Here is a 13,541-nt window from a genome sequence, read left to right on the forward strand (position 1 = left end):
TTGGTCCTTTGGTTTCTATTTTATTCATCACTTTGAATCCCGATGATGAAAGTAAATTATAAAATTCATCTTCTGTACGCATAATAGTACCGCACATAGCGAGCAAATTTAGGCTGTTCACACCGATAAGTGGGGATATTTCACCCGGAGGGAACATAAAATCAACAACCATCAACCTGTCTTTAGCTGTCATGGCTTGGTAACAGTTATTCAGAATTTTAATGGCATCATCATCCTCCCAATTAAGGAGAACGCGAGAGATTAAGTAAAGATCGCCACCACCGGGAACTGACTCAAAAAAGTTTCCTCCCACGATTTGACACCTATCTTTAACTCCCGCCACTTCTAAAAACTGATTGGCACCGACAACAACATCTTCGCGATCGAACAAAATCGCTTCCATCTTGGGATTTTTATTCAGAATAAAAGCTGTTAATGTTCCAATGTTACCTCCCACATCCACAATTGTCTTAACGTCTGAAAAATCGTAAGCTTCAAAAAGTGGAAGAATCCACTCCCTGGTTGTCTCCTTCATCCACTCATTGAAATTTATGGCTGCCTCAGAATTCTGCTTAAGATAGCTATATACACTCATCTTGAAAGTCTTGTCAAATGAGCATTTTCCTGTTTTTACACCGTAAAGTAAATTCCCCCATGCCTGATACCCTTCATTACCATTACCCAGAATCGTACCTCGTAAAGAATCAGAAGTACCACTTAGCAGGTATTTTCCCATAGGATTTAACTTAAACTTGTCATTTTCCACAGAAAAGATACCCATGCTTACCAGCAGGCGCATCAGATGATAAATACTAATAGAATTTGCACTGGTAGCTTTGGCAAGTTCATCGGCAGTTTGAGAACCGTTACTCAGAATATCTGCAATTCCCAGTTTAGCTGCCACAAAAAGAGCTTGGGTTCTTTTATACCCATAGATTATTTCTAGTAGCGCTGACGATGAACTTTTACCTTCAGCTTGGGCATTCTCTGTATATAAAGCCATGTGTTTTTCTTGTGAAGTTATCTGTAAAGATTTAGAGGAAGCGTGCGATCGCAATGAAATGGTAAATTAACCCGTAAAAGTGTTTTTTAGAGTATCTACGTAGTAGACGGCCAGCTTTTAGCAGTTACACATTGACAATGAAGGCAATGTGTCAAATTTTTAGACTAGACATAAAACTTTGTTGCTTTGATGTATTTAAGCTAACTTACAGATTTTTATTTTTGACAGTCTCACCTTTCAAGAGAATGCGATTCTCAGAATCATTACACGATACTCAGAGAGTTGTCAAGAGTTAGTACAAACTTTTTTACAATCAAAAATTTGTAGCGTAATATACATGAGTACAGTTTCTACGAATGAACTAAAATACTTAGTTCCGGTGGTTTTAAGAGCAGTTGGGTGTTCAAAAGCATGAGTTCTGAAAGAGCAAGGGTCAGCGCTCCGGATGAAGACGCGATCGCCTGCGCCCACTTGAAAGCGAGAGTTATCCATTTTTATTCTTTCCTTGCGAGCGTTGTTTTTGCTTTTGGCGATTGATAGCTTGTTTTTGTTTTTTGATGTGGTCTCGATTTTCTGAAACTGAGGATTCTTCGCTTTCTTCCTGACTTAAATATTTAGCCAAAGAGCTGATGGTTGGATATTTAAACATCTGAATCATTGAAACATCTCTGTCCACCACTTCGCACAGTTTGCTATGAGCCTGAGCCATCAATAATGAATGACCGCCTAGATCGAAGAAATTATCATCGACACCTACTTTTTCTAAGTTTAATACCTGTTGCCAAACCGTAGCGATAGCTTGTTCGAGTTCAGTTTGGGGTGCAATATAAGTTGTTTCCAACTGTGAGTTAATAGCATCTGGAACTGGTAGCGCCAGAGAGTCTCTTTTACCATTGGAGATCAGCGGTAAGGCATTCAAAAACACAAAGCTGGAGGGGATCATATAGTTGGGCAGTTTCTGCTTGAGAAAATTGCGTAAACTTCTTACTCCTGTGCGTTGCAAAACTTTCCAGAAACCCTGAGTTTCCAGAAGATACGCTATGCTGTGTTGAAAAATATTTTGTTCGATCTCACTCAAAGCTAACTCAATCCCTGCTTGGTTTCCGCGACACCAAGCCACAGTGCCCTCCAACCCTAGCTCCTCATCAGAACCAGGCAGATGTAGCCGCAGGCGGACAGTTTGACCGGGCTGACAACTATCTGGTACGCCCACTAAGCCGACACCACCGATAGAGATGTCTTCGGTGCGAAGTTCCAATGCTGAGTGACCGTCAAATTCTGCCAGACATTCGCTCTTGAAGGGAGTACGTTCTGGTGTGAGGTTAGAAACAATATAAGCTACTAAGCGCTGGTTGCCGATCGCATCCTCTCGCTTCATAACTACGGACTCCCGCACATCCGGGTGTTGGCTCAATATCGCTTCGATCTCGCCCAGTTCGATTTCTAATAAACGATCGTCTGCACCTACTTTCTCCGGGTGTAAAACTTGTTGCCAAACAGTAGTAATAATTTGCTCTAGATCGGTTTGGGGTGCAACATAAGTTGTTTCCAACTGTGGGTTAAAAGTATCTGGCTCTGGCAGCGCCTTGCGGTCTATTTTGCCATTGGGTGTCAGCGGCAAGGCATTCAAAAACACAAAGCTGGAGGGGATCATATAGTTGGGCAACTTCTGCTTGACAAGATTCCGTAAACTCCCGACCGCTGTGCGTTGCAAAACTTTCCAGAAACCCTGAGTTTCCAGAAGATACTCTATACTGTGTTGAAAAATATTTTGTTCGATCGCGCTCAGAGCCAACTCAATCCCAGCTTGATTTCTCCGACACCAAGCGACAGTTCCCTCCAACCATAGCTCCTCATCGAAACCAGGCAGATGCAGGCGCAGGCGGACGGTTTGACCGACCTGACAACTATCTGGTACGCCCACTAAGCCGACACCACCTAATGAGATGTCTTCTGTACCAAGTTTTACTGCCGGGTTCCCGTCAAATTCTGCCAGACACTCACTCTTGAAGGGAGTACGTTCAGGTCTGAGGTTGGAAACAACATAAGCTACTAGGCGCTGATTGCCGGATGTATCCTCCCGCTTGATAACGACAGACTCCCGTACCTCCGGGTGTTGGCTCAATACCGCTTCAATCTCTCCCAGTTCGATGCGGAAGCCGCGAATTTTCACTTGCTGGTCGATGCGACCCAGGAATTCGATATTGCCGTCGGGTAGGTAGCGGGCTAAGTCCCCAGTTTTGTAGAGGCGATCGCTCGGCTTATCGCTGAAGGGATTGAGAATAAAGCGCTCGGCAGTTAGTTCGGGTCGGTTGAGGTAGCCCCGTGCCAGACCATCACCGCCAATATAAAGCTCTCCTGGGACACCGATAGGAACAAGCTGTAAATGGGTATCGAGCAGATACACCTGCGTGTTGGAGATCGATCGTCCAATAGGAATAGAATTCTCTATCAGATTTACCTCTGTTATTCGGTAGCAGCAGGTAAAGGTGGTGTTCTCTGTCGGGCCATAACCATTAATCAACTGGCATCCTTTTAGTTCTTGTATCACCTTTTGTACGTGAGGTACAGATAATATATCGCCCCCCGCTAGTAGTTGACGCACCTGTTTTAAGTCTTCTAAATGTTCGTCCACCATGATGTGAAATAATCCAGCGGTGAGCCACAGCGTCGTGATCTGGTATCCCCAAATAGCCTCTCCTAACTCCTGCAAAGATGGTGTATGAGGGGGCATGATTACCAAACGTCCCCCATTGAGCAGGCTGCCCCAAATCTCCAAAGTCGAAGCATCAAACGAGATGGGAGCCAATTGTAGAAATACTTCTTCTGCACTCAGGTTGACATAGTTGGTGTCTTTAACTAACCGTACTACCCCCTGATGGATGACGCTAACCCCTTTGGGTATCCCGGTAGAGCCTGATGTATACATTACATAGGCTAAATTATCATGTATTACTTGAGGTGAAGGGTTTTCCTCGCTCTGTCGCTCAATGACTTCCCAGTCTGCATCCAGGCAAACGACACGCGCTTGGTGCGGAAGAGATTCGACCAACCGCGTCTGAGTCAGCAGCACAGGCACAGAGGCATCTTCTAGCATGAAGGCCAAGCGCTCTTTAGGATATGTCGGGTCTAGCGGTACATAAGCTCCACCAGCTTTGAGAATACCCAAAATTCCCACGATCATTTCTAGTGAGCGCTCTACACAAATGCCTACCAGTACCTCTGGCCCTACACCCAAATTGCGGAGATGATGTGCTAACTGATTTGCTCGTTGATTCAGCTTTTGATAGGTAAGTTGCTGATCTTCAAAGACTAGCGCGATCGCATCAGGCGCGAGCTCCACCTGCTCTTCAAATAACTGGTGTATGCACGCATCTTTGGGATAATTGGTCTGAGTATGATTCCACGCCACCAACTGCTGCCGCTCAAATTCAGTTAAAAGAGGCAACTCGGCAATTTTCTGCGCTGGGTTAGCAACGATTCCTTCCAGCAGAGTTTGGAAATGTGCGATCGTTCGAGAAATCGTGCTAGCTTCAAACAAATCTGTGTTGTACTCAATACGACCAATGATGCCCTCCGGTCTTTCCTCTACATCCAAAATCAGGTCGAATTTCGCCGTATCGGTCTGGATATCCAGATAACTCACATTCCAACCCTCAGTCAAAGATGGTATTAGAGGTTGAGGAGCAAACGCCACTTGGAACAAGGGGTTTTGGCTGAAGTTTCGGTCTGGTTGCAGTGTTTCTACCAGTTGTTCAAACGGTACATCTTCATGAGCATAAGCTGCCAAAGTTACTTCCCGCACTCTAGAGAGTAGGTCTTGGAAACTAGGGTTTCCTGACAGATCGGTACGCAAGACTAGGGTATTAATAAAAAACCCAATTAACTTGTCTATCTCTGGTCTGTTGCGACCCGCACTGAAAGTACCCAACACAATATCTTCTTGTCCAGAGTAGCGATAGAGCAAGGTCTTGAATGCCGCCAGCAGGGTCATATAGAGCGTGACTCCTTCCTGCCGAGAAAGAGCCTTGAGTGCTTCTGTCAGGTTTTTGGATAGGCTCAAACGTTGCCTTTTACCCCGAAAAGTTGGAATAGGCGGTCGGGGACGATCTAATGGCAGTTGTAGTACAGGCAAATCAGCTAGCTGTTGCTTCCAGTAGTCTAAATGACTTTCCAGAATTTCTCCTGTAAACCACTGTTGCTGCCAAACAGCAAAGTCGGCATACTGTACGGGTAATTCTGGGAATACTAGAGTTTTGTCATTACAAAAAGCTTCGTAGAGTGCCGCTAGTTCGGGAAGAAATACATTATATATAGAAACACCGTCCATGACGATGTGATGGAATGTCAGGAATAATCTGTATTCTTCATCTGATAGCTGCATTAAAGTAGCCCGCAGCAATGGGGCAAAAGTTAAATCAAATGGTTGTTTTGTCTCTATCGTTGCTAACCGTAAAGCTTCTGCTTCCCGTTGGCTTACAGGTAATTGCCTCAAATCTACAAACGCTAGATTGAAAGTATCGATAGGTGGAGCGATAACTTGAATTGGCTGTCCATCCACTGTAATGAAGCCTGTTCTCAAACTTTCGTGACGCTTGATAATTTCGTTGAGAGCTTTTGAAAGAGAATTAACGTCAATAGCACCGGGAAAACGAATCGTGCAGGGTTCGTTATAAACAGGGGTATCAGGTGCCAATTGTGATAGGAACCACAATTGTTGCTGGTTCCATGAAAGAGGCAAGTTTTGGTTCCTAGAAACTGCTTGGATGGGGGTAGCTTGCAAGTGAACCTTTTCCGAATCGCTTTCTGAAATGCGCTGCGCTAGTGAGGCTATGGTGGCAGATCCAAACAAGCTACCCACAGGCAATTTTAGTTTGAATGTGTTGCGTAATCGGCTGTCGATCTGGATCGCCAGTAAGGAATGTCCGCCCAATTCCAAAAAATTGTCGTAAATGCCAACTCGTTCTATTCCCAGCACTTCAGCCCAAATTCCTGCTATGATTTCTTCGATCGGGGTGCGAGGTGCTACATAATTTTCTTGCAAATCGGGTCTGGAAGTGTCTGGTGCAGGTAGAGAACGGCGATCGATTTTGCCGTTGGGGGTAAGCGGTAGTGCCTCCAACATGACAAAGCGATCGGGCATCATATAATCTGGCAGTTTTTCTTGCAGGAAATTGCGGAGATGCGGTATCAACTTTTGGGCAACATTCCTCTGTAATGGTCGATTGGCGTAGTGGTTCCAAGGTTTGAGGGGAATAGTATTTTCTTGGGTAAATACTATCTTTTGATTTTCAGCTACTTGTGTTGTGGAACGATGTCTAAAAACTGCATCATAACGGCCAGAAGCACTGGTTTCTAACCAGCTAATCTCAATTTGGCAATCTACTTCTTGACCTAATAGCCAAAGTTCTTCAGGATCTATTCCAAGTGGACATTGTTTTTGTAAACTCTCACGCCATTCTCTGACAGTTTCTAGCCCTGAGTTAGTGTTTAGCCATTGGATAGTTTTGATTTCTGTGTCTAAACGTGCGTTGGGGACTTGTCGCAAACCGAGTATTTCCGACGAGTTTGTTTGTAGTAATTGGCGAATGGATGAAATTGTCCAATCGGGTTGCCAGTCTAACCATTCGATCTCTTTGGTGACAGAAACTGGTTCTCCGATATGCAGAATTACATCGTAGCGAAATCGAGTTAATTCATTGTGTTGAATACCACGCTTTGGCAGAATTTCGACATGACTGATTTGTGGTAGATGTTGTTTTAAAGCGGTGAAAAAAGCTGGATCAATGACCAATTCTTCTTCTTGTGCCATTAGCGATCGCACTGTGGAAAGTAATTGCGATCGCTCCATTTCTGGGGATGCCCTATATAATTGCACGGAGGCATGATAAGCTTCCAGGAGCAGCAGACTCCGCAGATCCCCTAAGAAAATATTCCCGCCACTGCGGACTGCATTCACTGCACCTTCTAGGACTTTCAACAAATACTCAATGCTGGGGAAATGCTGAATTACTGAGTTGATGACGATCGTATCGAGGCTGTCTGCTTCTATACCCTCAAAGTTGTCTGCCGTCCTTTCTAAAAGTGTGACATTCTCTAATCCCGGCACCGACATCTTCATCTGTTCGATATAGCGCAGTGCTTGTGGGGACAAGTCCGCAGCCGAGTATTGAGTGCAGTGAGGAGCAATTCGAGATAGTAATAAACCTGTTCCGCAACCGATTTCTAGAACGGATTGGGGTTGCAATTGGAGAATGCGATCGACAGTATGCTCTACCCAGGAGCGCATCTCGTTTTCTGGGATAGGATCGCCTGTGTAGCTACTGTTCCAGCCGATAATATTAAAGGTTTGGTTTTGATGGGTAGGGGTCTGGCTATAGGTATTATCGTAGAGCGATCGCCACTGCGAAATGAGTTCGGTATAGCTGTCTAACTCTGGCTCAGACGATAAAGAATTTTGTGGCTTTCCAACCACATAAGCCACGAGACGTTTGTTACCAGGCACATCTTCTCGGACTATGACAACAGCATCTCCCACATCAGGATTTTGCCTGAGTACCGCTTCAATCTCGCCCAGTTCGATACGGAAGCCGCGAATTTTCACCTGGTTGTCGATGCGACCGATAAACTCGATGTTTCCATCGGGTAGATAACGACCGAGATCGCCTGTACAGTATAGGCGATCGCCTGTATGAGGATTAGTGATGAAGCGCTGACTGGTTTTTTCAGGATCTCGCCAATAACACCTAGCTAGACCGATACCTCCGATGTAGAGTTGCCCTAGTTCCCCCTCCTGACATGACTCCATTGCTTCGTTCAGTACGTAGAAATGCTGGTTGGTCATAGCCCGACCGTAAGGGATGCTTTTCCATTCCGGGTCAACGTTGGCGATCGGATATAGGATAGACCAGATGGAAGCCTCGGTTGCACCTCCTAAGCTAATGACAGCAGGGGTTGAAGATTGGTCTAAACTTTCTTCGGACACTAGCCTAGAGGTCAAATCTTTGATTCGATCTGGCAAAGTTGGGGGTATCCAATCGCCGCTGAGAAGGACTAATCGCAGAGATGATGGCAGGGTTTTGCTATTACTAGCAGCATCATCCACAAGCATCTGCATCAATGGCGGTGCTGAGTCCCAGAGGGTGACTTGTTCTTGCGTCATTAGATCGAGCCAGTGAGCTGGATCTGGGGTTGCGGTCGTTTTGGGGATAACAACAGTTCCTCCCGCAGCCAGCAAGCCGAAAATATCATATACAGATAGGTCGAAGCTGAGGGAAGATACAGCTAAGACGCGATCGCCTGCTCCAACTTCAAAGCGATCGTTAATATCAAGAAGCGTGTTAACTGCACCGCAATGCTCGATCGCAACTCCTTTGGGTTGACCAGTAGAGCCAGATGTGTATATTACATAAGCTAAATTATCCCTTGCCACCTCTGTTTCAGGGTTTTCTTTGCTGAAGCGAGCGACTATTTTTGAATTCCCATCTAAACAGATAACATGAGCTTGGTGTTCGGGAAGAGAATCGACTAAATGCTCTTGTGTAAGTAAGACTGGCGTTTGGGAATGTTCTAACATGAATGCCAGTCTATTTACTGGATAATTCGGATCTAGTGGTACATAAGCTCCCCCAGCTTTGAGAATACCTAATAGACCTACAATCATTTCTAGCGATCGCTCTACACAGGCTGCAACCAATACCTCTTGCCCGACACCCAGAGTCTTCAGATAATGCGCCAACTGGTTAGCTTGGGAGTTTAGATCCTGATAGGTTAGCTGCTGCCCTTCAAAAATTACGGCAATAGCGTCAGGCGATCGCTTTACTTGGAACTCAAATAGCTGGTGGATACACGCATCCTTTAAATTACCTAGCATTTTATTCTTCCTTAGATCGAGCAATACTGAATTTTTGCACCCTTCGCGTAAGTATTGTTTTGCAATATTACGCCAGACCCAACACACTGAAATTCTTCCAGTAAAATTTTCTTATATAGCGTTTAATAATCTAGTATAAGCCTATACATTCAATGGCTGACCTCGCTAGATTTTTGTTGTTTCATCTAAAGTTTCTTACAATATTCTAAACACTTTTGAATGGCAACGGTAGAATCAGGGTTTGGGACTCCAAACTCACCGCGTAGGCGTAGCCAGCCGAAGGCATCGTCAACATTAAAATGACGGTTTCAGCCGTTTCTCTAAGAAACTGTCCGAATTATTGTTTTTATATCTGTTTAAAAAATATTGCAGTGATCTACGTCACTATGTTCTTCATCTTGAAGCAACCAAGATTTACCAAATCTTTTTAAGATATAAGTTACAGTCATAAAAAAATGGGTAAAATATAGAAGAGCAATAAAAAAGAAATGTAAACTCCCAATTGATACTCGTAAAAATTACTATCCATTTTTGCGGAGGAACAATATGTCTAAACTTCCCTTAATTATTTCTGATGAAACCCTCCGGGATGGCGAACAGCAAGCTGGTCTTTTCCTCCCTTACGAAACTAAAAAAACTTTAGCTAAGCTCATCAGCCAAACCGGAGTTCATCAAATAGACATAATGCCAGCAGTTCACGAAACTGAAGAACATTTACTAAAAACCTTGGTGGCAGAAGGTAATGGGAGCATTATGATGGCTGCCACAATGGTTGGCAAACAATTTATCGACCAGGCTTTAGCCTGCGGAGTAGAACGAATAATTCTCTTCTATGCCGTTTCAGACCGTCTTTTGCTTTTAAGAGATGCAGAAGTTCGCAATTTAGTAGCGTCCCCAGAGAAAATAGAGGATGACAATCTCCCTAATGCACTTGTCCACCGCGTTCGCCAGAATATGATTAATAAAGTTTTGGAAAATCTGCGTTACGCGACGAGTGCAGAAGTTGGTTTAAAAGTAGAGTTTGCTGCCGAAGATGCCAGCCGGGCCGAGTTTAACTTTTTAGTGGATTGCATTCGCTCATTCCAACCCTACATCGAACACTTTGTCCTTTGCGACACAATGGGAATCCTCACTCCAGAAAAGACTTATGTATGGGTGCACGACCTCATAGAATTGACCAATAATACAGCATTGGGAGTGCATTTTCATAATGACTTAGGCATGGCTCTCGAAAATACCATTCAAGCTGTCATCGCCGGATCTTCAATGATTTCTGGGACATTTTTAGGTATCGGCGAACGGGCAGGAAATATCCCACTAGAGCAAGTTTTAAATGGACTGAGATGGCGCTTTGGAATAGAAGTAGATGGTATTGATTATGAAGCCCTCACTCAAGTAACAAACTATCTCGATTCTCTAGGAGTTCGTCCCGCTCCCCCTTACTCTAAAGCTGCCCTTCGTCACGAAAGCGGCATTCATGTAAATGGCTTTTTACGCGACCCAGATAGCTACCACATTTTTCCTTACGCCTCACCAGAAATTTGGTTTGGAAAATGCAGTGGAGCCAGCAATTTTCAGTACCTTTTTGAGAAGCAATTAAATCAGCCTCTCTCCCCTCAAGAATATAACCGAATGCGAGATAAAATTAAATCTTTTTCCATCCAAGAGGAGCGATGTTTTTCGCCTGAAGAGATAGTTGAGCTATTCAAGCAAGGATTTTTTAATGACTAAGCCATATCGCGTGGTAGCTCTCCCCGGTGAAGGAATCGGACCAGAAGTAGTAGATGCTTCTTTAAAGGTTCTCCAGCATTTAGCACAACTAGAAGGATTTTCTCTAGTTATAAACGATGCCTTAATCGGACAACCTGCCTTCAATAAATTTGGAAATTTTTTCCCCGCACAAACGGCACAAATATGCGAAGGGTCTGATGGAATTTTGTTCGGAGCAGTGACAAAGGGTGGTATTCTCGAACTTCGCCAACACTTCGACTTCTTTACCAATCTTCGCCCTGTGCGTCCCTTTGAAACTTTATTGAATAAATCTAGCCTCCAGCCCCAAAAGATTCAAGGACTCGATATATTGTTTGTTAGGGAATTGGTAAGCGGAATATATTTTGGCCCATCGGGACGAGAGCAAGACGATAATGGCTCTTATGGCTATCACACAATGAAATACTACGATTGGCAAATTCGCCGCATTGCTAGAGTTGCTCTCCAAAAAGCTAAAGAACGCCGAGGGTTACTCACCGTCGCCCACAAGGAAAATGCTCTCCCACAAATACCTTGGAGCCGTTTAGTGCAGGAGGAAGCTAAGCATTTCCCTGATGTTCTAGTCGAACCTATGTTAGTAGATAACTTAGCAATGCAACTCGTAGTCGAGCCGAAGCGATTTGATGTTATTCTGGCTGGGAATCTATTTGGGGATATTCTCAGCGATATCGGAGGGGCATTAGTAGGTTCCATAGGGTTATTACCCTCTGCTAGTATTAACGAGGGAGGATTCGGCCTTTATGAAGCTATACACGGTACAGCACCAAATATTGCTGGGATGGGTATTGCTAATCCTTTAGGAACGATCGGGGCTGTTGTATTAATGCTCCAACAATGGGGAGAAACCAATGCTGCTACTCGCCTAATTCAATCGATAGAAAGAGTTTTAGCTTTGGGCTACCGCACGGCTGACTTAGCCCCCCAAGGTCAAGAAATCTTGGTGAACACAAAAACTTTAACTGAGCTTATAATTCAACAGATTTCTGAGCTAGTTTTAGCAAATAATGAGTAAGAAAACTTATGAAAACCGAACCAAAAGTGTTGAAGCTTGGGGATAATATTAATACAGACGATATTATACCAGCTAAATGGTGTACTACTGCTGACCCAGAGTATTTAAAACAGTATGCTTTTGAACATCTAATTGGTGAAGGAAATCTTCTGGGCTATAGTGAAATTGAAGCCGGACGCAATTTCGGCTGTGGTTCAAGTCGGGAACACGCTCCTATTGCTATTAAAGCTGCTGGTATTAGAAAAGTCCGCGCTCATTCTTTTGCGGAGATATTTTACCGAAATAGTATCAATATTGGTCTGGCTTTAGAAATTTCTTCCCAACCGCAAAATCATCCAGTAGTTGAAGCTATCATGAATGCAGGAGGTTTAATTCCCTTTAACCAAAAGCGCAAAAGAGGTGAAATTTCTATTCCTAAAAGTGCAACTTCTGTTAGGGCAATGACTATGGCAGAAAAACTTTTGGCACGCGCTTCGGGAAATGATTATGTACAGCCAGGAGAAACAGTTTTTGTTAAGGTCGATCTAGCGATGTCTCACGATGCTGTAGCTGCACCAGTTGCTAAGGTTTTTTACGTGCATTTTGGGGAAGATGCCAAACTTTGGGATGTCAACCGCGTTGTTTTAGTAGCCGATCACTTTATCCAAGTTAACGATGTGCGAGTAGACCCTAAAGCTACTTTACTATATTCGGAAATGGTGCAGTTTGCACGAGCGCAAGGTTGTCATTTATTAGATGTAGTTTCCCCTGGAGAAGCGGCGGGTATTTGCCACGTTTTACTGCCTGAAAAGGGTTTTATTCGTCCAGGTACGATTGTCGCCGGGACGGATTCTCACACTTGCACCTATGGGGCATTTGGTTGTTTTTCCACTGGTGTGGGAACGACGGATATGGCGAATATATTTGCAATGGGGGATATGTGGGTGCGAGTTCCTCCCACTCTACTTTTTCAACTTGAAGGAACTTTGCCCGAATATATTACTGCTAAGGATATTATGCTGTTTATCCTGGGCAAAATCGGCTGTGACGGTGCTGCGGCTAAGGTGATGGAATTTCGAGGCAGTATTATTGATCGAATGCCAATGGAAGAACGCATGACTTTATCTAATATGGCAATCGAGTGTGGTGCAATGTGTGGGTTAATTGCTCCTGATGCTACAACTCGCCAATATTTACAAAGCTGCGGTCAAGATTTATTTGAGGAAGTTGTTAGTGACCCGGATGCTGATTATGAAGAAATCTATCATTTTGATTTAAATGATTTAGAACCACAGGTGGCTTGTCCTCCTAAACCCGACCAAGTAGTTGCAATTAGTGAGTTAGGAGAAGTGCCTATTACTAAGGCTTTTATTGGTTCTTGCACGGGGGGGAAACTTTCCGATTTGGCGCAAGCTGCTGAGGTTCTTAAAGGTCGTCATGTAGCTCCTGGTGTGAGTCTTTTTATTGTGCCAGCTTCTTTGGAGGTGCGTCAAAAGGCTGAGAATTTAGGGTATATGCAAATATTTGAAGCGGCGGGAGCAACTGTTCTTAAATCAGGTTGTGGTGCTTGTATTAATGCTGGACTTGGGGTGTTAAATAAGGAGGAGACGGGCGTTTATGCTACCAATCGTAATTTTAAAGGGCGAAGCGGCGATCCAAGTGCGAATAACTATTTAGCTTCTCCCCGCATGGTGGCTATTTCGGCAGTTGAGGGAAAAATTAGCGATCAGCTTAGTAAGGAGAAGGTAATAGCTAATAAACTCTTGCACATCTAATTGTCCAAACCACTCTAGACTATACTCAGGGTTTTAGCTTCTAAATTATACAAGTTAAATAGGCGATCGCTCACTACCTACACGATGAAAGCAATAACACTTTTAGTCTTTCACTACCAAACTGCCCGA

6 protein-coding genes are annotated in these 13,541 nt (G+C 44.1%); 3 read left to right on the forward strand and 3 right to left on the reverse strand.

Features of this window, described 5'->3' with window-relative positions; translation table 11 throughout:
- The 3 genes from OSCI_RS23985 to OSCI_RS23995 all read right to left on the reverse strand — a co-directional run.
- Positions 1-1,003: methyltransferase (locus OSCI_RS23985; protein ID WP_039962966.1), on the reverse strand; the 1,003-nt coding region annotated here is incomplete at its 3' end.
- Between the two features lie 285 nt (positions 1,004-1,288).
- Complete coding sequence (locus OSCI_RS23990; protein WP_007357777.1) at positions 1,289-1,495, reverse strand: hypothetical protein; 207 nt, start codon at positions 1,493-1,495, stop codon at positions 1,289-1,291.
- Complete coding sequence (locus tag OSCI_RS23995) at positions 1,488-8,876, reverse strand: non-ribosomal peptide synthetase (protein ID WP_007357778.1); 7,389 nt, start codon at positions 8,874-8,876, stop codon at positions 1,488-1,490. The genes OSCI_RS23990 and OSCI_RS23995 overlap by 8 nt, the downstream gene beginning before the upstream one ends.
- Before the next feature lie 546 nt (positions 8,877-9,422).
- Here OSCI_RS23995 and OSCI_RS24000 point away from each other — a divergent pair.
- Genes OSCI_RS24000 through OSCI_RS24010 form a run of 3 tightly spaced genes read left to right on the forward strand, consistent with a single transcriptional unit; the run spans position 9,423 to position 13,412 of the window.
- Positions 9,423-10,607: a 2-isopropylmalate synthase gene (locus tag OSCI_RS24000; protein ID WP_007357779.1), complete on the forward strand. Its 1,185-nt coding sequence runs from the start codon at positions 9,423-9,425 to the stop codon at positions 10,605-10,607.
- On the forward strand, positions 10,600-11,658 hold the full coding sequence (gene leuB, locus OSCI_RS24005) for a 3-isopropylmalate dehydrogenase (RefSeq protein WP_007357780.1): 1,059 nt from the start codon (positions 10,600-10,602) through the stop codon (positions 11,656-11,658). The genes OSCI_RS24000 and leuB overlap by 8 nt, the downstream gene beginning before the upstream one ends.
- A gap of 8 nt (positions 11,659-11,666) precedes the next feature.
- Positions 11,667-13,412 (forward strand): aconitase/3-isopropylmalate dehydratase large subunit family protein, encoded by a 1,746-nt coding sequence (locus OSCI_RS24010; RefSeq protein WP_007357781.1) that lies wholly within the window; start codon positions 11,667-11,669, stop codon positions 13,410-13,412.
- Positions 13,413-13,541 lie beyond the last annotated feature (129 nt).

The sequence above is a fragment of the Kamptonema sp. PCC 6506 genome, from assembly GCF_000180455.1.
GTDB classification, from domain to species: domain Bacteria; phylum Cyanobacteriota; class Cyanobacteriia; order Cyanobacteriales; family Microcoleaceae; genus Kamptonema; species Kamptonema formosum.